This is a genomic window from Enterococcus sp. DIV2371 (assembly GCF_050498525.1).
GTDB lineage: Bacteria > Bacillota > Bacilli > Lactobacillales > Enterococcaceae > Enterococcus_B > Enterococcus_B mangumiae.
On record NZ_JBIPAJ010000001.1, the window covers coordinates 3038949 to 3061390 of the forward strand.

General features: G+C 40.1%; 19 protein-coding genes. 3 read left to right on the plus strand and 16 right to left on the minus strand.

Translation table 11 applies throughout. From position 1 onward, the window contains the following. Positions 1 to 126 precede the first annotated feature (126 nt). The 9 genes from ftsH to pth all read right to left on the minus strand — a co-directional run bounded on the left by ftsH (position 127) and on the right by pth (position 11384). Positions 127 to 2217: an ATP-dependent zinc metalloprotease FtsH gene (ftsH, locus tag IGL24_RS14300; protein ID WP_207115576.1), complete on the minus strand. Its 2091-nt coding sequence runs from the start codon at positions 2215 to 2217 to the stop codon at positions 127 to 129. A gap of 90 nt (positions 2218 to 2307) precedes the next feature. Next, complete coding sequence (gene hpt / locus IGL24_RS14305) at positions 2308 to 2853, minus strand: hypoxanthine phosphoribosyltransferase (protein ID WP_010734122.1); 546 nt, start codon at positions 2851 to 2853, stop codon at positions 2308 to 2310. Continuing rightward, on the minus strand, positions 2853 to 4295 hold the full coding sequence (tilS, locus tag IGL24_RS14310; RefSeq protein WP_207699493.1) for a tRNA lysidine(34) synthetase TilS: 1443 nt from the start codon (positions 4293 to 4295) through the stop codon (positions 2853 to 2855). The genes hpt and tilS overlap by 1 nt, the downstream gene beginning before the upstream one ends. Positions 4296 to 4372: 77 nt before the next feature. Beyond that, positions 4373 to 4843 (minus strand): S1 domain-containing RNA-binding protein, encoded by a 471-nt coding sequence (locus IGL24_RS14315; RefSeq protein ID WP_010734120.1) that lies wholly within the window; start codon positions 4841 to 4843, stop codon positions 4373 to 4375. 46 nt (positions 4844 to 4889) lie between these two features. Next, positions 4890 to 5315, minus strand: a complete 426-nt coding sequence (locus tag IGL24_RS14320) for an FtsB family cell division protein (protein ID WP_207699492.1) — start codon at positions 5313 to 5315, stop codon at positions 4890 to 4892. A gap of 63 nt (positions 5316 to 5378) precedes the next feature. Further along, positions 5379 to 5654, minus strand: a complete 276-nt coding sequence (locus IGL24_RS14325) for an RNA-binding S4 domain-containing protein (RefSeq protein WP_207699491.1) — start codon at positions 5652 to 5654, stop codon at positions 5379 to 5381. 22 nt (positions 5655 to 5676) lie between these two features. Then, positions 5677 to 7269, minus strand: coding sequence for a putative polysaccharide biosynthesis protein (locus tag IGL24_RS14330; RefSeq protein ID WP_207699490.1), 1593 nt, complete (start codon positions 7267 to 7269; stop codon positions 5677 to 5679). A 15-nt stretch (positions 7270 to 7284) separates the two neighbouring features. Beyond that, a complete protein-coding gene (gene mfd / locus IGL24_RS14335) occupies positions 7285 to 10806 on the minus strand; it encodes a transcription-repair coupling factor (protein WP_207699489.1) in 3522 nt (1173 codons plus the stop codon). Positions 10807 to 10823: 17 nt separating this feature from the next. Then, on the minus strand, positions 10824 to 11384 hold the full coding sequence (gene pth / locus IGL24_RS14340) for an aminoacyl-tRNA hydrolase (protein WP_207699488.1): 561 nt from the start codon (positions 11382 to 11384) through the stop codon (positions 10824 to 10826). A 346-nt stretch (positions 11385 to 11730) separates the two neighbouring features. On the opposite strand from pth, the gene IGL24_RS14345 reads away from it, so the two are divergent. Beyond that, positions 11731 to 12705, plus strand: coding sequence for an L-lactate dehydrogenase (locus IGL24_RS14345; protein ID WP_206853280.1), 975 nt, complete (start codon positions 11731 to 11733; stop codon positions 12703 to 12705). A 279-nt stretch (positions 12706 to 12984) separates the two neighbouring features. Further along, positions 12985 to 14385: a L,D-transpeptidase family protein gene (locus tag IGL24_RS14350; protein WP_207699487.1), complete on the plus strand. Its 1401-nt coding sequence runs from the start codon at positions 12985 to 12987 to the stop codon at positions 14383 to 14385. A gap of 53 nt (positions 14386 to 14438) precedes the next feature. Here IGL24_RS14350 and IGL24_RS14355 read toward each other — a convergent pair whose 3' ends face one another. Then, entirely contained in the window at positions 14439 to 14945 is a 507-nt protein-coding gene (locus IGL24_RS14355) for a VanZ family protein (protein ID WP_207699486.1), read from the minus strand. A 122-nt stretch (positions 14946 to 15067) separates the two neighbouring features. Between IGL24_RS14355 and IGL24_RS14360 the strand changes: the two genes are divergently transcribed. Continuing rightward, on the plus strand, positions 15068 to 16867 hold the full coding sequence (locus IGL24_RS14360) for a M3 family oligoendopeptidase (RefSeq protein ID WP_207699485.1): 1800 nt from the start codon (positions 15068 to 15070) through the stop codon (positions 16865 to 16867). Positions 16868 to 16981: 114 nt separating this feature from the next. Here the strand turns inward: IGL24_RS14360 and IGL24_RS14365 are convergent, their stop codons facing one another. The 6 genes from IGL24_RS14365 to rsgA all read right to left on the minus strand — a co-directional run bounded on the left by IGL24_RS14365 (position 16982) and on the right by rsgA (position 22428). Next, on the minus strand, positions 16982 to 18469 hold the full coding sequence (locus IGL24_RS14365; RefSeq protein ID WP_207699484.1) for a PcsB-like coiled-coil domain-containing protein: 1488 nt from the start codon (positions 18467 to 18469) through the stop codon (positions 16982 to 16984). A gap of 231 nt (positions 18470 to 18700) precedes the next feature. Beyond that, complete coding sequence (mreD, locus tag IGL24_RS14370; RefSeq protein ID WP_207699483.1) at positions 18701 to 19210, minus strand: rod shape-determining protein MreD; 510 nt, start codon at positions 19208 to 19210, stop codon at positions 18701 to 18703. 3 nt (positions 19211 to 19213) lie between these two features. Then, positions 19214 to 20068 carry a rod shape-determining protein MreC gene (gene mreC, locus IGL24_RS14375; RefSeq protein WP_207699482.1) on the minus strand — a complete coding sequence of 285 codons (855 nt, stop codon included), beginning with the start codon at positions 20066 to 20068 and terminating at the stop codon, positions 19214 to 19216. Positions 20069 to 20227: 159 nt separating this feature from the next. Then, positions 20228 to 20866 carry a thiamine diphosphokinase gene (locus IGL24_RS14380; protein ID WP_207699481.1) on the minus strand — a complete coding sequence of 213 codons (639 nt, stop codon included), beginning with the start codon at positions 20864 to 20866 and terminating at the stop codon, positions 20228 to 20230. Beyond that, complete coding sequence (gene rpe / locus IGL24_RS14385) at positions 20866 to 21516, minus strand: ribulose-phosphate 3-epimerase (RefSeq protein ID WP_207699480.1); 651 nt, start codon at positions 21514 to 21516, stop codon at positions 20866 to 20868. Before rpe ends, IGL24_RS14380 begins: the two co-directional genes overlap by 1 nt. Positions 21517 to 21528: 12 nt before the next feature. Further along, positions 21529 to 22428: a ribosome small subunit-dependent GTPase A gene (rsgA, locus tag IGL24_RS14390; protein WP_207699479.1), complete on the minus strand. Its 900-nt coding sequence runs from the start codon at positions 22426 to 22428 to the stop codon at positions 21529 to 21531. Positions 22429 to 22442 lie beyond the last annotated feature (14 nt).

Genomic DNA, 22442 nt, shown 5'->3' on the forward strand with positions numbered 1-22442 from the left:
TCATAGTGAATCATACTAGTAAGTTCCAAATTTTTCAACTTATGAATTTGTAAAATATTTCTTAATCGTTTGTTTCAGACACAAAAAAAGGAGCTATAACTTTCGTCATAGCTCCTTTCGTTAATACTAGCGATCTTCTGGATGATTTTGTTCGTCTGTTGAAGTTGATTGATTTTCATCATTCAACTCTTTTTCAGATTCCTCAAAATCATGTTTTTCTTCTGCTTGTTTTTCTGCATCTTTTTCTTCCAAGGCACGTTTCGCTTCTTCAAACGTTTGTGCTTCTTTTTCACTTGGGAAGTCTGCTGATTCTGCTCCTTCAGGCATAACACCTTTTTCAAAGAGAGATTTGATTGCTTTAGCATCCAATGTTTCAAATTCAAGCAGTTTTTCTGCAATCAATTTGTGTTGTGCACGATGCGCTTCGATGATTTCATGCGCTTTTTGATGTGCTTCCATCAAGATCTTACGAACTTCTTGATCGATCTCAAAAGCAACTTGTTCTGAGTATGCTTTTGTTTGACCGTAATCACGACCTACGAATACTTGGTGGTTTCCTTCATATTGAACAGGTCCTAAACGATCACTCATACCGTATTCTGTGACCATGCTTCTTGCTAATGCAGTTGCTTGCTCAAAGTCATTTGATGCTCCGGTAGATTGTACGTTGAAGATGATTTCTTCTGCCGTACGTCCGCCTAGCAACCCAACGATTTGTTCAAACATGTCTTCTTTGGTCATTAAGAATTGATCTTCTTTTGGCAAGGCGATCATATATCCGCCGGCACGTCCACGTGGGATGATCGTTACTTTATGAACGACACGGGCACGACTCAAGACAAGCCCAACGATCGTATGACCTGCTTCATGGTAAGCAACCATTTCGCGTTCGCGTTTGCTGATGACACGGTCTTTCTTCGCAGGACCTGCAATTACGCGATCTTCTGCTTCATCGATATCAGAAGCATCGATTTTCTTCTTGTTTCGACGAGCAGCAACTAATGCCGCTTCGTTCAAGACGTTTTCTAAATCAGCACCAGCAAAACCTGGTGTTTGTTGTGCGACAACTTTCAAATCAACATCGTCAGCAATTGGTTTGTTTCTTGCGTGAACTCGTAGAATCGCTTCACGGCCTTTCACGTCTGGACGACCAACTAAAATTTGACGGTCAAAACGTCCTGGACGAAGCAAGGCTGGATCTAATACGTCGGAACGGTTTGTCGCCGCGATCACGATCACGCCTTCGTTTCCGTCAAATCCATCCATTTCAACTAGCAATTGGTTCAATGTTTGTTCACGTTCATCGTGTCCGCCACCCATACCAGCGCCACGTTGACGTCCGACAGCATCGATTTCATCAATAAAGATGATAGCTGGAGCATTCTTTTTCGCAGTTTCAAATAAGTCACGCACTCGGCTTGCACCGACCCCAACAAACATCTCAACAAAGTCTGAACCAGAGATTGAGTAGAACGGTACGCCAGCTTCACCGGCAACAGCTTTTGCTAACAATGTTTTACCTGTTCCTGGAGGTCCTTCTAAAAGAACTCCGGCTGGGATACGCGCGCCTAATTCAATGAAGCGTCTTGGATCTTTTAGGAATTCAACGACTTCGACAAGTTCTTGTTTCTCTTCTTCCGCGCCTGCTACGTCAGAGAAACGAACGCGGTTGGCTTTTTTGTCCGCTTCTTTCGCTTTGGATTTTCCAAAGTTCATGACACGGCCTCCGCCGCCTCCGCCGCCACCTTGTTGTCCCATCATCATATAGAAGAAAAAGACGATGATGACGATCGGTAAGAAGCTTAATAGGAGTGATACCCATACGCCACTGCTTGATTCTTCTTTGATCGTAGTTGCGACATTGTTGTCTTTAGCCAACTCTGTGACTTGGCTCAATGTTGTATCATTTGGCAAAATGATCGTTGTGAAGTGAGTAGTCGATGTTTCGGTAGTACCTAGGATCGATAGCCCTCCACTATTTGCAACTGTCTGTTGCTCTTTGTATTCCCCTGAGATCTTGTACACACCATTTGCTGGTTGTACCTCAAAGTTTTTGATTTTGCCTTCTTGTAATTGTTCAGTGAATTTTGAGTACTCGATATCTGACGACCGTTGGCCATTGTTACCAAAAATAAAGTAGACGACCATTACCATCGCTAAGATTACGAGGACATAATACAAGGCATTTTTCATCATGCCATTGTTTTTTTTGTTCATAGTTGTCCTCCCTATGCGTTATTTTTACTTGATAAAACTTTTATCAATCCTGACCATACTATTGTACCATAATTTATTGGAGATAGATGATTAATTTGATTGATAAACGCTCGGTTTTAGTACACCGATATATGGAAGGTTTCGGTAAGCTTCTGCATAATCCAATCCGTAACCTACAACAAACTCATTCGGTACGTTGAACCCAATATAATCCGCTTCGATATCTACGACTCTTCCTTCAGGTTTGTCAAGGAGTGTCACAATTTTGACTGAGTTTGCTTTACGATATTTAAATAGATCGACTAAATAAGCCAGTGTTCTTCCGCTATCGATGATATCTTCGACGATCAATAGATCGCGGCCTTCCACATTCGTATCCAAGTCTTTCACGATTTTTACTTCACCTGATGAAACAGTTGCGTTCCCGTAACTTGAAACATCCATAAAATCCAATTCTAGGTAGGCATCGATTGAACGGATGATATCCGCCATAAATGGTACAGCACCTTTCAATACGCCAACAACCAACGGATTTTTATCTTGATAATTTTCAGTTAATTCTTTTCCTAGTTCTTTACAACGAACTTGTATCTCCTCTTGCGTGATCAATACTCTCTCGATATCTTTTTCTAACATCAGGTTCTCCTTCCAATTGCTTCTTTTTGATATTTGTAAAGAAGTATGTAGTGTATTTTATCAGTTTCTACACCAATACTCAAATAAGAATGGACAAAAGGGACTAGACTCCATAGATTTCTCCCTTTATCTATAATAACCCATGAATTCGCTCGTTGAGCAACAGATATTTTTTTATCGATAAAATATCTTGATACTTTCTTGTTCAACGTCTCCGTCAATTGGATCCGATCTCCAGGTTGTCGGCGATCGATCCAGAGTTCTTGTTCTGCTGGTAACCAGAGATCATGTGTGAACACTTCAACTGTTTCATCCAAACTTATGTCTGGAAGTTGATCTGGCGTATAGACCCCTAACCATTCTGATTCCCCTAATTGAATAGGGAGATTTGGTGTGATTCTCAGCGGGGTGTGTTCGCTGACATTTGGTTGTGCAACTTTTTTTTCATAAAGACGAAATACTTCATAAGATCGTTCAATCACCCAGCGTTTTCCCATATCGAACTGCCATTGCCCTGCGGATTGATCGCATTGTCGCAATAACGTATCGATCTGTTTTTCTTTGATCGTTACTTTCGTCGTCGGAAACACATAATCAAAAAATGTGTAAAAAAAGAAATAACGTTCAAACGATGCCAGACCATCGATCACCTGCCAAGGCATAGAAAAGCCATTCTCTTCATGCATCAAGTGTTGCGTAATTATCTGCTGCGTACTTTTACGGATAAACTGTTCTGCCCATTGGAGCTGTTGCGAAAATTTCCGAAAATGAGCCATGGTCTGTGTATTTTCTTTTTTCAATTGCGGAACGACTAAATGACGAAGACGATTGCGTTGCACGTTTAATTCTTGGTTTGTGTGATCCTCGAAAAAAGGTAGATCTTCCGCTTCCGCATACGCATACAATTCTTCTTTACTAAATGAAAGTAATGGTCGGATGAGTCGGCCATTGGAAAAAGATTGGCTTTCCTTGATTCCTGCATACGTACCGAGCTGTCCGCCACGGATAATTTTCATCAAGATCGTCTCCATTTGATCATCTCCATGGTGTGCAGTCATCAATGTATCGTAATGTTCTTGTCGCATGAGTTGCTTAAATGTTTGATATCGAAACGCTCTAGCTGCTGTTTCGATGCCTTGTTCAGCTGGCTGTTGCCATACTCCCAGGTGAAAAGAAAGATTTTTTTCTCGACAAAACGTTTCAAGAAATGCTGCTTCTTGGGCAGAAATAGCCCGCAACTGATGATCGATATGGACAACCCCTAAATGAAAACCCACTTCCTTTTGGACTGCTAACAAGCAATCAAGAAGCACCATGGAATCGACACCACCGGACACAGCAACTAAAATCCGTGCATCTTCAGACCAATATCCGCTACGTAATCCTTTTTGCATAAACGCTTGCTTGAATTGACGTACTTTTTTTGTTGCTTCGATTTCCATTGGTCTCACATCCTTTCACAAAATAAAAAGGGCGGACAAAAGTCTGTGACAATTGCCTGCCCTTCAATTTCGCTTGCTTAGCTACGGCGACCGCCACGGCCTCCGCGTTTTCCTTCTGTGTTGCGTTTTAAGGAAGTCAATCGATCATCGCTATCTTTTAAAAATGAGCTCATCAATGAATCGAAGTCTTCTTTTGTATTGGAAGGTTGGCTGCGAGAAAAAGATTTTTTCTGCGGTGCGCGTCCTCGATTATCTCGAGTTTCTTTTTGTGGATATCTCTTTTGACGATTTTCATCATTAGTTTCTACTGGTTGCTCTTGTGCTTTACGGATAGATAAACCGATTTTCCCATCATCATTGACTGTAATGACTTTGACTGTTACCTCATCACCAACGCTCAATACATCATGAATATCTTTGATATAACCGTTTGATACTTCACTGATATGAACTAACCCTGTTTTACCAGCTCCTAAATCAATAAATGCGCCAAAATTTGTGATTCCTGAAACTTTTCCTTGCAGTTTTGCTCCTACCTCGATTGACATAAAAAAAATGTTCCTCCTAATTATTTCCCTTTTTTTATATTACTGCTTATTGGGCAGTTGTTGAACTCGTTGTTTGTTCATCGTTATCTGCTGAATTATTGGTCGTAGATTCAAGGATCGGGTAAACTTGCTCTCCCTCTTTTGAATAGAAATATTTGCTTCTAGCAAGTTTCGCTACGTAATCTTCATCTTTAAGCAATTTGACGTCTTCTGTGAGTTGATCCACGTCTTTGTTGATTTGTCGTAACTCTGTATCCGCCTCGACTTTTAATTCGTTCAAATGATTCATTCGTTGCATATCATTGAAAATTTGGAAACCTATTACAGCGAAAATGACCAAAGCACCTAAAAAGATGGCTGCTAACCTGCGTCTACGAAAAATCAATTGGCGTTGTTGCTGTTGGAATTCGACATATTTTTTCTTTGCATACTCTGTGTCTAATGCAGCGATTTTATTGCTTTTGTTTGCCACCTGTATTCGCTCCAATCTTTTTTGCTTGTCATTCTTTATTATACCAACATCATGAATGCTTGTCTAATCAATTTCGCTTGAGTTTTGTACTCGTGTTTCTGACAAGATTTCATACATTTTTTGTGCGTCTTCTTTTTTTGTTGACTCATGCAATTCTACTACTTTGATCTCCATCGTTTTGTTACCAAATTGGATTTCTAACTGGTCACCAACCTTGACATCACTGGAAGATTTCGCTAATTTCCCATTGATTTTGATTCTTCCTTTATCTGCCACTTCCTTAGCGACAGAACGGCGCTTAATGATTCGCGAGATTTTTAAAAATTTATCTAGTCGCATCTCATGTCCTCACTTTTTATTTTTATTTTTTTATTTTTTTCAAACGTAAGATTTTCTTACCAAATGGCAGTAATAACCATTCGCGGATCGTAAATAATTTTGTCCAGATCACCGCATACACAAATGTGACGACGCCGATCACCACGCCACCTAGACTGGCAAAAAGAGCGGTCGAGCGATGGCTGACTGGACCAAATAATAAGTTTAAGAAGCCATAATACAAAAACAACGCTAGAATCATACAGCCTAGACATTGGAGCAATTTTTTACCAAATTTTCGCTCCCGCCAAAAACTATTGATCGCTGCGGTTTCTGTATGGACAAAATACCATAAAGTCACTGCCAATCCAAGCAGTGTGGATAAGCTGGCACCGACTGTTCCTAAGTAACTCGTAAGAAGCGGTGTTGCTAACGCCTTAGCAAGCAATCCCCAACCTGCCCCCTTTAGTGAGGGGCGGAAAGAGTTTTTACTTTGAGCAATGCTTTGATACGATTGGATGATTGCAGTCAAGCCAATCGAAAAAACAAACAGCACTAGTGTTGTATTTCCAGCATAATCTTTAAACAACGCGTAATTGATATAAGGTAGTAGTACCGCTAAACCAACGGAAGCTGCTAACGCTAGCGCCGTCGTCAAACGCAAGTAAATTTTTGCAGTCGAGTAGAATTGACTTTTGACTGTACTCGTTAGATAGCGTGTCAGTGCAGGTAAGAACGTGGCACTTAAAGCCGTAGCAATGACTAAACCTAATTGAACTAATGGTTGCCCACGATCGTATACTCCTTTAGCTATTTTAGATGCTTGTTCGGATAAACCATAGATTTGTAAAGCATTCTTAACAAAAAAAGAATCAATCAATTGGAAAAAGATCAACAAACCACTATAAATGGATACTAATCCTCCTTCAATCAGGAAGCGACGAATAAGTGGCTTTGCTGGCTTTTTAAAAATTGGAAAATGACCAAAACTCAATGCACCACCATGAATTTTTTGCTCATAATAATACAATATACCATATGCGCATACACCGCCAAAAACTGCGCCACTCATCGCTGCTGTTCCTGTTTGGTAGACTGTCCAGCCGAAACGTTTAAAGGCGATCGCACTAAAAACGATGATTGCTACCCGAACCAGTTGTTCAACGACTTGCGAGACCGCCGTTGGCTCCATTAAAAACCGACCTTGGAAATTCCCACGGTAATATGATAGCCCTGGCATCAACAGGAATGTGAACGAAACGATCCGAATCAATGGCATCAATTGTTGGTCGCCCATCATGATGGCGATCCAATGGCTAAACGAAAAGACGAAGAGCCAGAGTAAAAAGCCTGACCAAAAAACAAGAGGATAAAGATTTTTCAATGCTTGTTTTTGTTCAAAAGGGTCTTTTTTTTCTGCGACATATTTAGAGATGAATTGAGGCAAGCCTGACAAAGCTAATGTCATCGCAATACCATAAATGGGATAGACTTGTTGATAGACATAAAACCCTTCATCGCCCACTAAGTTTTGCAATGGAATCCGATACAGTGCGCTGAGGACTTTTGCTATAAAGGAAGCAAGCGTCAACACAAAAGCACCATGCATCACTTGACGCATTTCTTTATGATCCAAAGGTCCAGCCCCTTCCTATGCAGTCGCATATTTCTGTTCGCGTAACGCCTTGACAAACTGTTGGATTTCTTGCAACCAAACAGCTGTCGTTGTTTGTGGTGGTAAAGTCAAACGAATCATCATTTGCTCTTTCTCCACGCCAAGTCCTGCTTTTAGTTTAGTCGCAGTCAACGCTTCGAATAATTGTTCAACCGTATAGCGTTTTGTCCCAACTTTACTCAACTTGAATACGATCGTTTGTTGTTGCTTACGGATCATCTCTAGCAAGGCACGATCTCCGTCCATCTTGATTTGTCCGATCGTCAATAAATGCGCGACTTCTTCTGGATATTCACCAAAACGATCGAGTAGATCTGCTTCTAGCTCGTCCAACATCTCTTGTGAATCTAGCTCGCGAATTCGTTTATAGATTTCGATTTTTTGTCGTTGATCTGAAACGTAGCTTTCTGGTAGATAGGCATCCACACCGAGATCGATCTCAACAGAAGTTTTTTCTGTTTGTTGGTTTTTCCCTTGTTTTCGAGCAACTTCTTCGCTCAACATTTGAGAATACATATCGAAACCAACCGCGTCGATAAAGCCATGTTGTTGCGCCCCTAGCAAGTTACCTGCACCACGGATCGATAAATCCCGCATCGCAATTTTAAAGCCTGAACCTAATTCCGTAAAGTCTTTGATCGCTTGTAGACGCTTCTCGCTGACTTCATTCAGGATTTTTTGCTGTTCATACATAAAATAAGCATAAGCGACACGATTGCTTCGTCCCACACGTCCTCGTAATTGATACAGTGTCGACAGACCCATATAATCGGCATTTTCGACAAAGAGTGTATTTGCATTTGGGATATCCACCCCAGTTTCGATGATTGTCGTCGTCACTAATACATCGTATTGTCCTTCGATGAAGTCGAACAAGGTGTTTTCTAGTTGGACTTCCGTCATCTGCCCATGGGCATAAGCGATTCTTGCTTCTGGAACTAATGCTTGGATTTCCTCTACTTTACGCTCGATCGTTTCGACACGGTTATATAGGTAGAAAACTTGTCCCCCTCGTCCCATTTCCCGTTGGATTGCTTCACGAATCGCCCCAGGATTTTTCTCCATCACATAGGTTTGGATCGGGTAGCGGTTCGCCGGTGGTGTTTCGATGACCGACAGATCGCGAACACCAAGCATCGACATATGAAGTGTTCGTGGAATCGGTGTCGCTGTCAAAGTCAGGACATCTACTTGCGCACGTAACTGTTTCAAACGTTCTTTATGTTTGACCCCAAAGCGTTGTTCTTCATCAACGATTAGTAGACCGAGATCACTGAATTCAATGTCTTTTGACAACACCCGGTGTGTACCGACAACGATGTCTAGTTGTCCAGTACGTAGTTGTTCGATCGTTTCTTTTTGTTGTTTCTTCGTTCGGAAACGGCTTAACAACCCAACATTGACAGGGAATCCTTCAAAACGTTCTAGCATTGTTTCATAATGTTGCTGTGCCAAGATCGTTGTCGGTACAAGAAAGGCTACTTGTTTGCTTTCTTTGACTGCTTTAAAAGCCGCCCGTAACGCCACTTCGGTTTTCCCGTAACCAACATCCCCCACTAGTAAGCGGTCCATTGGTTTTTCTTTTTCCATGTCTCGTTTGATTTCTGCTGCACTTCGTAATTGGTCGTCTGTTTCCGAATATGGAAAAGCATTCTCAAATTCTTTTTGGTAAGAGTCATCAGGACCATATGCGTATCCTTTCTCTGCTTCTCTGACCGCATACAGCTGGATCAAATCATCCGCGATATCCTCGATTTTTGAGGAGATTTTTCGTTTCGTTTTCGTCCATTCACTCCCACCAAGTTTATTGATTCGTGGTGTTTTGGATTCCGATGCCACATATTTTTGGATCAAATTCAGCTGAGTGACAGGGATGAAGAGCTTATCATCATTTTGGTAAATGATCGTCATATAGTCTTGGTGGACTCCATCGACTTCTAGCGTTTCCATGCCGATATATTTCCCGATCCCATGATTTGCATGGACGACATAGTCTCCAGCTTTTAGCTCATTGTAGCTTTTTAGGCGTTCTGCATTTGTCACTGTTTGACGGCGTGTCTGTTTTTTCGTCGTCTTTTGGAAGATTTCTTTCTCAGTGATCGTTACGATTTTTTCTTGTGGTAGTTCAAAACCTGTCATCAATGCGCCTTCAACTAACTGGACTTGCCCTTTGATCAGTTGATCCGCTTCTGTTTCTACGACCAGTATGTCTTCATCGCGCAACATTTGTTCTGCTTTGCGGATACGCTCTTTTGTCGGAATGAAAATAACGACTGTTTGCTCTTGTTTGCGCCAACGATCCATTTCTGTTTTCAGCAATGGCATCTGTCCAAAGAATTGTTGCATCGTGCGGTATTGGAACTGATAAAGTGCTTGGAATCTTAGATTTCCCATCCCTTTTTGGAACAAGGAGAAGAAAGTAGTCGCAAATTTTTCTTTTTGGATGATCCCATGCACATCTGCCACAAATTGTTGTTCAGAAAACACACGTAATTCACTGATTTTTTGCGTGTGCCATTCCGCTGCTTCTCTCTCCATCTCACGATTCGTTTCCATGATTCGTTGGTAATCGTCAACGATCAGCAAGCTGTCTTGCGGAAAGTAATCCAAAATCGACAAATGTTCCGGATACAGAAGATCCGCATAAAACTTCGCCTCATCTGTTGGGATATTTCGTTGCCATTCTGATATCAACTGTCCGAAATAATCGTGTAAAAATTGTCGTTCCGTAGCTTCTGATGTTGTTGCTAATTTCTTTTCTAATAAGTTCTCAATTTTATTGATACCATCAAGTAGATTTTCTTGAGAATAAACTTGCTCGCTCGTGGGTGGCAGCCATACTTCTTCGATCTTTTCAATTGATCGTTGCGTATCGGCTTCAAAATATCTCATAGAATCAATTTCGATATCAAATAGCTCCACACGAACTGGGTATTCAAATGTCAACGGATAAATATCGATGATGCTCCCGCGCATACTGAATTCTCCAGGTTTTGCAACCATTTCTGTCCGCTCATACCCCATCAAAACGAGTTGTTGTGGTAATGAATCCATAGCGATCTCATCACCAATTCGCCAATGTAATTGAGCATTTCTCCATGTTTCTTTGTCGGGCAGACGTTTGTGTAATGCTGCCACTGGGAGAAGGTAGATTCCTGGCTCGTTTTGTTGCAAACGATTCAATGTTGCCACACGTTCCGCCCGAGCCTCTGGAGAAGAAAAAGCCATTTCTGCGGACAGAACTTCATCTACTGGGAATTGGTGAATGCTTTCTGCCGGCAAGACATGTTGTAGATCCTCTGCCAATTGGTTGACATAATATAAATTAGGCATCAGGATAATCAAATTTTTGTTCAATTTTTTAAACGCATGTGCAAACAACAATGTTTTAGCTGATCCAGCTAAACCGGTGATCAGTTGTCTGGACATCCGCTGTTCAAGATTCATGGACCATTCAGCCACTTGGGTATCCTTGCCAATCAGTTGGATCATATCCATCTGTTCATTCTCCTTTCTTAATTAAATTTGTTCATTGTATCAATAAAGGAATGACCTTCTAATAAAAATTCAACAGCAGCGACAGATTGATCGATACTTTGTTCGATCAACGGCTGTGTTTCTTTACTGAAAGGACTAAGAACATGTTGGATCACTGTCTTTTTGCCTTCAGGTCTGCCAATGCCGACTTTTATTCGATCAAAGACCGTACTATTCAAATGAGAGATGATACTTTTGATCCCATTATGACCTCCCGCACTTCCTTTTTGTCGCAATCGAATTTTACCGATTGCTAAATCTAAATCATCATAGACGACCACCAGTTCTTCTGGGTAGATTCCAAAATAAGTCATCAACGGCCCCACTGCTCGGCCTGATTCATTCATAAACGTTTGAGGTTTAACTAATAAGATTTTTTCGCCTTCATGGAAAAATTCAGCTACTTCAGCTTCAAAGGTGTTTTTCTTAAAGGTAGCTTGATTTCTTCCAGCCAAACGATCCACCACCATAAAGCCTACATTATGTTTTGTTTGTTCATATTTTGTTCCCGGGTTTCCAAGCCCTACGATCATTTTCATTTTTACGCTCATCCAATCTTATAAACAGCACAAAAGGCTGGACTGCTCGTAGGCGGTCCAGTCTTTGACTCGATTTTTTTATTATTTTAGCTCTTATTAGTATAACACACAATCCTTTGTTACAGCTAAAAAGAGAAACTTAATGAATGAAAAAATGATTAAAATTATAATCTAAAACTAATGAAATCATTGGTTTTACTAAATAGTGAAATAACGCACATGTAAGCTATTACATATGATACAACCTTGTTATCTGTTATATTTTATAACCAAATAGCGTGACAGAGAGCTTTATACATGTTAGCATAGGCATGGGAAAAACAAATCAATGGAAGGATTGATACAAATGGTTGCAAATACAGAAAAAAAAGATCATCAAAAAGTTATTCTTGTCGGAGACGGTGCTGTAGGTTCTAGCTATGCTTTCGCTTTAGTGACACAAAACATCGCTCAAGAAGTAGGGATCATTGATATAAATACTGCAAAAACTGAAGGGGATGCCATTGACTTATCACATGCTTTAGCATTTACTTCACCTAAAAAAATCTATTCTGCATCTTATGCAGATGCACATGATGCAGATTTAGTCGTTATTACAGCTGGTGCACCACAAAAACCAGGTGAAACACGTTTAGATCTAGTAAATAAAAACTTAAAAATCAACCGCGAAGTTGTTACACAGATCGTTGACTCAGGCTTTAACGGTATCTTTTTAGTCGCTGCTAACCCAGTTGATATTTTAACTTACTCTACTTGGAAATTCTCAGGTTTCCCTAAAGAGCGCGTAATCGGTTCAGGAACTTCACTTGACTCTGCTCGTTTCCGTCAAGCACTTGCTGAATTAGTTGATGTGGATGCACGTAACGTCCATGCGTATATTTTAGGTGAACATGGTGATTCTGAATTCCCAGTATGGTCACATGCCAATGTTGCTGGTCTACAAATCTATGAATGGGTCAAAAATAATCCAGACGTTGATGAAGAAGCAATGGTTAACTTATTCTTTGGTGTACGTGATGCTGCGTATACGATCATCGAGAAAAAAGGTGCAACATTCTACGGTATCGCTGTTGCATTAGCACGTATCACTCGCGCGATCTTAGATGATGAAAATGCCGTTCTTCCATTATCTGTTTACATGAATGGCGAATACGGACTAAACGATATCTATATTGGCGCACCAGCAGTTATCAACCGTCAAGGTATCCAAAAAGTCATCGAAATTCCACTAAGCGATAGTGAACAAGATCGTATGGCTGCGTCAGCAAAACAATTAAAAGACATCTTAGATGAAGCTTTTGCTGCATTAGACGCAGAATAATCCAAAATAATTTGAACGTCCGTTGACTCATAAAACCGAATAAACGACGTTTTAACAACTGACCTTCGCAGGAGATTCTGAAAATTGACCTTCCATTTTCTAGGATCTCCTGTTTTTTTATACGATTTTCCATAGCAAAATTACATCTAACAAATGTTATTTTACCGTGCAGTATGTTAATTTTTGTATAAAGAGGGACATCATTTCGTCTTTTACTGTAAATTATGCTATGATAGAGTCGTTACACCCTATAACTATTATTATTAAGGAGTTGCAGATATGACAAGATCTTCTCATCGAAAAAAATCAATGCGTATTGGTTTGCTTTCTGTTCTCGGTGTGATTCTAGTATTAATCGGCTTTTACACCTATCGTAGTACATATTACACGAATCGTTTCCTTCCTAAAACGGAAGTCAATTCGATCAATGTAAGTAATTTGACCATCACTCAAGCAAATGACAAGCTCAGAGATGCTTATTCCAACAAAACCATTTCCATCAAAGAAAATGGAACTGTTTGGAAAGAAATTGCCAAATCAGATCTAGGCTACAAAAAAGATTTTTCGACTGAACTTGCTTCGATCTTGAAAACGCAAAATGCTTGGACTTGGGGGATGAATTATGTTTCTGCGTCCGAAAATCAAGAAATCGATCCGATCAGTACCGAAAGCGATCAATTGGAACAAACGATCGAAACATTATCTACAGAATTGAGTGAATTGAATAAAGACCGTACGCCTACTGCCGATGCAACGATTGAAAAATCTGGTGACTCATTTAAAATCAAACCTGAAGTGAAAGGTGACGCGGTTGATGTCGAAGCTGTCACAAAAGAATTGACCACTGCCGTGAACACTGGAAAAAATACCATCGATCTTACTGATTTCCAAAAAGAACCGACAGTGACATCTTCAGATAAGAAATTGACTGAACAACTATCAACAATGAACAACATTGCTAAAGTAAAAGGAACATACAGTATCAACGGTGAAACAGTCACGATCTCTTCTTCACTTATTGTTGAATGGTTGACTTACGAAGACGGAAAACCAGCTCTTGATCAAGAAAAAGTTCGGCAATATGTAAGTGACTTGGGCGAAAAATATAATACAAGTACAAATGATACGAAATTCAAGAGTACAAAACGTGGCGAAGTAACTGTTCCTGCTGGTACATTCAGCTGGACGATCCAAACAGATAGTGAAGTATCAGCTTTAACAGAAGCGATTTTAGCAGGACAAGATTTTACACGCTCTCCGATCGTTCAAGGTAGTACAACTGCCGATCATCAATTGATCGAAGATACGTATATCGAAGTTGATTTAGAGAATCAGCATATGTGGTTCTACAAAGATGGCAAAGTCGCTCTTGAAACAGCCATTGTTTCAGGAAAACCTTCTACTCCTACTCCTCCAGGTGTCTTCTATGTTTGGAATAAAGAAGAAAATGCCGTGTTAAGAGGAACAAATGATGACGGTACACCATACGAAAGTCCGGTAAGCTACTGGATGCCAGTTGATTGGACCGGTATCGGTATCCATGATTCCGATTGGCAACCTGAATATGGTGGTGACCTATGGAAAACACGTGGTTCTCACGGTTGTGTCAACACACCGCCGGGAGTCATGAAAGAATTGTTTGGAATGGTCGAAAAAGGTACACCTGTATTGATCTTTTAATCGTGTTCAATAGCAAAGAGCAGAGTTGCATGAAACGCAACTCTGCTCTTTTTTTATTTTCTCTTCTTGATAAATGTAAACAGGATACATAAAACGACAGCAGTCAACGCCCCCATCGAATCAAGCATGACATCTTGGAACATCGGTGAACGATCCCCTGTTACCATTTGATGAAACTCATCCAATCCCGCATAACCTGTCGCAGATAACCACGCAAGGACACCAGTCAACCACCAAATCTTCATTTTAGGATAGACACCTAGATATAGACTGCCACCCAATAGAAAATACGTACCGAAATGGGCACCTTTTCTTATAAAGAACTCAATGAATTTACTGTATCCTGAGTGTTCGATGCTGATCACACTCTCTCCATACGTAAACTGTATACCTGATAATGCGTCTTTAAATGGTTGGTTGGGAAACCATGCATCGATTCTTGACAGTTGTGATTGCTGTCCGTAGGTTTGCGAAGAACTATAGAATAAAATAGCAATGATCACTAAAGCAAACACTAAATAGAAATTCCCATTTTTTCTCTGTTTTCTTAAAAATTCCATAATCCACCTCTCCACTCTATGATAGCTTTTTTTTCATAAAACAACAATGATTTCTCCAAGACTTATCCTTTACTTAAATGCTATACTAGAGACAGTACCATAAATATGAGAGGGGTTTTTTGATGACTTATTCGCTTAACTGGGATTTGGATTCTATCTTTCCAGGAGGAAGTGCTTCAACCGAATTAAATGAACGTCTGGCACAACTAGACCGACAAATAGAAACGTATTATGAACAAATCAGTCAGTGGACATTTTCTTCTGAAGAGATCGATTCTCTTGTGACGATTTTAGCGCTTCAAGAAAAAGTAACAAATGGCTTTAGTCAATCTAACAGCTATATCAACGCTTTATTGTCTGCTGATGTCAAAGATTCAGCTGCCAAGATCCTGTCTGGAAAACTTTATGCTTTATTACCTCGTTGGCAAGCGGCAGATACGATTTTATCGAGTAAATTTGCAGAAATATCTGACAACGAATGGACAAACTTAGTTGCACAAGCCCCATTGACTTCGATTGCTTTTCGTATGAACGAAATCCGTCGTGATGGCGCACGCTTATTATCAGAAAATGAAGAACATATCATCAATACATTATCACTAGATGGTTTGAATGCTTGGAGTAGTCACTACGATACGATCGTTGCAAGTGTGACTGTCCCATTTGAACAAAACGGTGAAATCATTGAATTATCCGCTGGTCAAGCATTCAATAAAATGATGAGCGATCCTGACCCAGAAATACGTAAACAACTATTTACTGCTTGGGAAACTGCTTGGCAAGAAAAAGCACCTTTATTCACCGATACGTTGAATCATTTAGACGGGTTCCGCCTATCTACCTACAAACTACATGGCAAAACCGATTTCTTACAAGAACCACTGGAATATAACCGTTTGAAAAAAGAAACATTAGAGATCATGTGGGAAACGATCCAAAAAAATAAGCAGCCGCTTGTTGACTACTTAACAAGAAAAGCAAACCTTTTTGGTAAAGAAAAAATGGAATGGCAAGACCAAGATGCGCCGATCATTCTAGGTGAAATGGAAGAAAAAACGTTTACCTTTGATGAAGCAGCTGCATTTATCATCGATAATTTCAATAAATTCAGTCCTAAAATGGCAGAATTTGCTCAAGCTGCTTTTGATAAAAGTTGGATCGAAGCAGAAGATCGTCCGGGCAAACGCCCTGGTGGTTACTGTACCGAATTGCCTGAGACACAAGAATCTAGAATCTTTATGACTTACAGCAATTCAGTCAATGAAGTGGCTACATTAGCTCATGAGTTGGGTCATGCTTTCCATAGTAGTACGATGTGGGATCTGCCATCATTGAATCGTGAATATGCAATGAACGTCGCTGAAACAGCAAGTACCTTCGCCGAATTGATTGTTGCTGATGCTACACTGAAAGCAGCAAAAACAAAAGAAGAAAAAATCAATTTACTGGATACAAAATTACAAAATGCTCTGGCAATGTTCATGAATATCCATTCTCGCTTTATTTTTGAAAATCAATTTTACACGGCACGCCAAAAAGGCTTAGTTGCAGAGCAAGAAATCACTGATATGATGCTTGAAGCGCAAAAAGAAGGCTATGCCAATGCGTTGGCTACGTATCATCCTTATTTCTGGGCAGCAAAACTACATTTCTTTATTGATGATGTACCGTTTTACAATTTCCCTTATACCTTTGGTTACTTGTTTAGTTTAGGGATCTATGCTTATGCTAACCAAAAAGGTGCAAGTTTTGAACAAGAGTATATCGATTTATTACGCGACACTGCTTCAATGACAACCGAAGACTTGGCTCAAAAACACTTAGGTGTTGACTTGACGAAACCTGATTTTTGGCAAGCAGGAATCGATATGGTCTTAGAAGATATCCAAGAGTTTATGGATTTGACCGAAGAATTCATTTAAGCTGTCTTATAACAAACGCTACAAAGGATCGAACAAACAGTTTTCATCGCTGTTTGTTCGATCCTTTTTTATAAAAAAAAGAACCAACTCTTGATTGAGTTGGTTCTTGATCAATTACATACTTACAGCAAAGTCAGGTGCATACCATTGAACTGAGCCAATTTTAACACTTTCACCAGGTTGTGGTGCGTGGATGTATTGTCCGCCACCTAAAGAAATTGCTACGTGGTAAGTGCTACCAGCTGATCCCCAGAATAATAGGTCTCCAGCTTTTGCTTGAGAAACTGAGATTCTTGCTCCAGCTGATTCTTGAGGAACAGTCCAACCACCGATGTCACGGCCAGTTACTTGTAGGAACACATAACGTGTAAATCCAGAACAGTCAAATCCACTTGGATCTTTTCCACCCCATACATAAGGAGTTCCAATGTATTTCATCGCTTCAGCTACGATTGCTGCTCCATTAGTAGATGGAGTAGTTGGTGCTGGAGTTGATGGAATTGGTGTTGATGGTTCTGGCGTAGGCGCTGGTGTTGATGGCGCCGGTGTTGACGGTTCAGCAGGTGTTGCTGGTTCTGATGTTTCTGGAACAGATGGTGTAGTGTTAGATTCTTCTGTTGAAGATTCTGGTACACTGCTATCTTCAGTTGTTGAATCTTCTGTTGATGTAGATGATTCAGGAACTGATGATGATTCTGTTGAAGATTCAGCACTTGATGATGATTCTGAAGAGACTGATGATGATGATTCAGTTTCAGTAGAAGTTGCTGATTCTTCTGTTGAAGATGCTGCTTGTGATTGAGCTGTTGCAGCTGCTGCCGCAGCTTCAGCTTGTTCACGTGCTTCTCTTTCAGCTTGTTCTTGTGCTGCTTGTTGACGCGCTTGCTCTGCTAAACGAGCTTGTTCACGAATACGTGCTTGCTCTGCTTCAGCTTCAGCTTTTTGGCGGTTCAAGTCTTCTTTTTTATCTTCTGCTGTTGCTTGTTCAGCCGCTAAAGTAGTTTTTAATACATTTAAATCAGCTTGTTTTGATAGTAAATCGCCTTTTTGTGATTCTAACAAAGCTTGGTTTTCCGCTAACTCTTGTTGCTTCGCTTCATTTTCAGCTTTTTTATCTTCAACTGCTTGTTTGTCTTCTTTTTGTTGTTTCACTAAATCTTGGTTCGCACGTACGATTGATGACATTGCTTGAACGCGTCCGATTGCATCTGAGAATGACTCAGCGTTCAATACTGCATCGATGTAGTTAGAGCTTGTTCCACTCACTTGTGTTTCACGTGCTTGTTCTTGGATCGTAGCTTCACGTTTTTCGATACGTTCTTGTAGATCTGCAATTTCTTGTGTCAATTGAGAAGACTCTTGACGTAATGTTGCTTGATTAGCTAATAAAGTTTCAGCTTTTGTATTAATGTCAGCGACTTGACCTTCTAATGCCTCGATTTGAGATTGGGCACTTGCTTGTTGGTTTTGTAATTCCGCAATTTTTTGATCTTGTTGTTGTATTTGAGAATCAAAATCTTCCGCCGCGGCTGCGATCGGTGATGCTACGGCAGTCAAGGCCATTGAACTTACCATTACTGCTGATATTAAACTCTTTTTCACTCTTCATTCCTCCGACTGGCTTAATTTAATAAATATCTAAAAATATTTAAGTCTTTCTTAACGATAACAAAATTGTACCATAGCTGTATGTCAATGAGATAATAGTTATGTTACAAAAACATTTCAAAACAACTGATTATAATGACAGAAATGTAAGATGGATTGGTTATTTTCATAATAGATTTTCTGTAAATTAAATAATGTCTGTTTTAAATTAAATAAAAAAAGAAGCTATTCTTCTTTGAATAGCTTCTTCAATGGAAATACAAGTAGGGCAAACAGAATCATATTCAATAATAATGTTGGTCCTAAATATTTAGTAATGAAGTAAGTACTGTCGACAGTTGCTAGTTTGAAAACCATTTGTACGAGCAATGTAAATAACTCGTAGCCTGTAATGAAGATGATCAAACTAAAAAACTCAGTGAAGATACTTACGTGGATGACTGATTTCATCCCATACATGATAAATACTAATAAAGGTAAGGCAACTGCGTATATCCCGATTACGCCAATATAGTAAGAATCAAAGATAATACCTAAAACTAAAGTCGTGATCAATAAATATCTTTTGGAAAAACTCAAACTACAAAATAGTAAAGTCAATATCAAAAGATGCGCACTTGCCATGTAGTCACCGTTCGACAATCTGATCATCATTCGGGTAAAATGCCCATCGATCAACATGAGTAGAAACAATAAAATCGGCAAATAAATAGTCATTTTCTCTTTTTTTAGCATGGACTATTCCTCCACAAGACGTTTGATGATCGTTACCACTGGAAGATCATACATATCCGCGTAAGGTTTGACATAGACTTCACGATCTAGTCCATAACTATCTGGTTTTGTTTTGATCACTGTCCCGATCCGCAGATCTGCTGGTGAATTGCCCCCAAGCCCTGATGTTTGTACTACATCGCCTTCTTTGATCTCACTGTCACCTGTTAGCTGTGTGACAACTAGCGCTTGTAATTTTTCATCATAATTCTTGAGTAAACCGAAAGATTCTCCGTCTCCAGAAGATACTCGTACAGGGAAATGGTTGGAACTTACATTTGATGAAGTCAGTAATTCTACTTTAGAAGAAGTGGCATTGACTTCGATGACACGTCCGACTAAACCTTTTTGTGCCATGACTGCCATATTGACTTCGATTCCATCGTTTGAGCCTTTGTCGACGACTAAGAGATCTTGCCATGAGTCAGGTGAACGAGTGATCACGTTTGCCGTGACTCTTTCGTAGCTCGTCAAGGTTTGACTCAAATCGAGTTCGCTTTTTAGTGCGTCGATTTCTTTTTGCATGTTTTGGTTTTTTTGGGCCATCTCATCATAGCTATCGATTTTTCCTTTTAGCCGTTCATTTTCTGAATAAGTGGTAAACAAATGATGGACGGAATCCACACCATTTTGGACCCATTTGACCGGAGCAGAGATCGTCCGATCGACAAAAGAGACACTGTCGTTCACAATAGATTGGAAGAAATTAGGCTTTCCTTCATTCGCTCGCTGGGCAGCAGTCACACTTAGGACCGTTACTACGATAATAACGATAACTAAGGTAATAATGATATTTTTATTAGGATTGAACTTCTTCACAAAGACACCTCGAATTAAATTAGACTCTTAACTGTAATTCTATCATTAAATACGAGGAAACAAAAGGCTCGACCCTTCTTTTAAGCTTTTTTTAGCAATTAATTCAAACTGTCATTTTTTCCCTTTAAACCAATTGTCAGTTTCTGATGAACCGATCACTTAATCTTTACTTTGGATGACTGAAATGATCCCTTTCGAGAAGGCAAAAGATGCTTTATCTGTGACAAATTCATTGCTTGCATAAGATGTTGGACGAGGTACTTCCTCATTCGATAGTTCATATTTACTGTCAGTTAAGGTCAAATGACTCACAGGGGTCAAACAACAATAAGCCAAATACTTCATTTCAGGGATTTTTTTGATCTCGTAAGTTCCTGGCAGATAGTAAGTGATCACATTTTGTTTGTCTTGTATCTCGATTTGGCGAACAAAAGGCTGGAAGCGTGGTTCTAATACCAACCATAGATTGGCTAATAGATGATCCACTCGGCCACCGGTTGCCCCGATCAGCGTCACGTTTGCCTCTGGAAAGTGTTCGAATGTCTTTGCCAAACCGAGTTGTGTATCTGTATCGTCTTTTTCTGCTGGTGCTTGATGTATCTCGACCGCTTCTTCGGATACTCGTTGAAATTCCGCGGAAGACAATGAATCAAAATCACCGATTGCTAAATCCAAGGGGTAACCTTTTTCAAGCAGATAGAGTGCCCCACGGTCGATCCCCACGTAGCGATTAAATGCTCGCTGTGACAAATCTGGCCAATTTTCTGTTGAACCGCCTGCGACAAGTAATACTTCCATTAACTCAACGCCTTTTTCAATTGATCGATCTGAGTAGCTGGGTCTTCTGCACTGTAAACATAAGAGCCTGCCACAAATACATCTGCACCTGCTTCTTGACAGATTTTTGCTGTTTCTGGAACGATCCCGCCATCTACTTCGATTTGGTAGTTCCAATTATTCGCTGTGCGTAATTCTGCTAATTCAGCGATTTTATCCACCGTTTCTGTAATAAAACTCTGTCCGCCAAAGCCAGGATTGACAGTCATCACTAGCACTTGGTCGACTAAAGGCAAGACATGCTTGATCATTTCGATCGGTGTACCCGGATTAACAACGACACCTGCTTTGACATCTAAATCTTTGATCATCTGGATTGCACGATGGATATGCACCGTCGATTCCACATGAACAGTGATGATATCTGAACCCGCTTTTGCAAAATCGGCAATATAATTTTCAGGATTGATGATCATCAAATGAACGTCTAGCGGTAATTTTGTGACCGGACGGATTGCTTGTACGACGTTTGATCCAAATGTGATGTTAGGAACGAATTGTCCATCCATCACGTCCACATGGATATAGTCTGCGCCGCCTTTTTCTACTCGTTCGATGTCTGTTTGAAGATTTGCAAAATCTGCGCTTAAAATCGATGGTGCTATTTTCATAAAAATATCCTCCTATTTCCTTCTGCTTTGTTTTTTGTTATACATTGGTTTACGATTTTCAACTTCTTGCAAAAATTGCAAGTAATTGTCATAGCGGGTCTGGGCAATTTCTTTTGTTTCTACTCTTCGTTTGACTTCACAATCTGGTTCTTTTACGTGCATACACTCTCTGAAGCGACAGTCGTTCGAAGCTTCGACGAATTCAGGGAATTGTTTCGCTAACTCAACAGGCTCGATGACTAAAAAATCGATGGAGCTGAACCCTGGTGTATCAGCAACTAACCCGTCATAAAGCGGCAATAATTCGACATGTCTCGTCGTGTGACGTCCGCGTCCTAGAGAGTCGGAGATCTCGCCTGTCTCTAATTCAAGCTCTGGGGAGATTTGATTGAGCAAGGTTGATTTACCGGCGCCAGACTGTCCCATAAAAACGGTCAATCTTTCTGGGAAATAGCGTACCAGTTCTTCCGTATCTCCTTGTTCGTGAGGCACGATCACTGGATAGCCGATTTTTTCATAGGTGTCTTTGATTTCTTGGATTTTTGTTTGTTCGACAGCTAGATCCGTCTTCGTCAAATAAATGACTGGTTCGATCGATTCATATTCTAACATGACCAAAAAACGATCAAGAAGATTATAGGAGAATGTAGGTTCAATCAAACTAGTGACAACGACACCTAGATCGACATTTGCGACTGGCGGGCGTACTAACTGATTTTTACGTGGTAAAACTTCTAGCAAGTAGCCGTCTGTCTTATTTTCGCTTTCAAACACCACTTGATCTCCAACGAGTGGAGTGATCTTTCGATTACGGAAATTCCCACGTCCTCTTGTTTGATAGGTCTCTCCATCTTTATATACGTAATAAAATCCACTTATTGCTTTTCTGATTTGTCCTTTGATGAAGTCCACCTCCATTTTTTAAT

Bases quoted from the DNA above. Each gene is read 5' to 3' on its own strand.
- ftsH (WP_207115576.1), bottom strand. From the start codon at position 2,217: ATGAACAAAAAAAACAATGGCATGATGAAAAATGCCTTGTATTATGTC.
- hpt (WP_010734122.1), bottom strand. From the start codon at position 2,853: ATGTTAGAAAAAGATATCGAGAGAGTATTGATCACGCAAGAGGAGATA.
- tilS (WP_207699493.1), bottom strand. From the start codon at position 4,295: ATGGAAATCGAAGCAACAAAAAAAGTACGTCAATTCAAGCAAGCGTTT.
- IGL24_RS14315 (WP_010734120.1), bottom strand. From the start codon at position 4,843: ATGTCAATCGAGGTAGGAGCAAAACTGCAAGGAAAAGTTTCAGGAATC.
- IGL24_RS14325 (WP_207699491.1), bottom strand. From the start codon at position 5,654: ATGCGACTAGATAAATTTTTAAAAATCTCGCGAATCATTAAGCGCCGT.
- mfd (WP_207699489.1), bottom strand. From the start codon at position 10,806: ATGGATATGATCCAACTGATTGGCAAGGATACCCAAGTGGCTGAATGG.
- pth (WP_207699488.1), bottom strand. From the start codon at position 11,384: ATGAAAATGATCGTAGGGCTTGGAAACCCGGGAACAAAATATGAACAA.
- IGL24_RS14345 (WP_206853280.1), top strand. From the start codon at position 11,731: ATGGTTGCAAATACAGAAAAAAAAGATCATCAAAAAGTTATTCTTGTC.
- IGL24_RS14350 (WP_207699487.1), top strand. From the start codon at position 12,985: ATGACAAGATCTTCTCATCGAAAAAAATCAATGCGTATTGGTTTGCTT.
- IGL24_RS14355 (WP_207699486.1), bottom strand. From the start codon at position 14,945: ATGGAATTTTTAAGAAAACAGAGAAAAAATGGGAATTTCTATTTAGTG.
- IGL24_RS14360 (WP_207699485.1), top strand. From the start codon at position 15,068: ATGACTTATTCGCTTAACTGGGATTTGGATTCTATCTTTCCAGGAGGA.
- mreD (WP_207699483.1), bottom strand. From the start codon at position 19,210: ATGCTAAAAAAAGAGAAAATGACTATTTATTTGCCGATTTTATTGTTT.
- IGL24_RS14380 (WP_207699481.1), bottom strand. From the start codon at position 20,866: ATGGAAGTATTACTTGTCGCAGGCGGTTCAACAGAAAATTGGCCAGAT.
- rpe (WP_207699480.1), bottom strand. From the start codon at position 21,516: ATGAAAATAGCACCATCGATTTTAAGCGCAGATTTTGCAAATCTTCAA.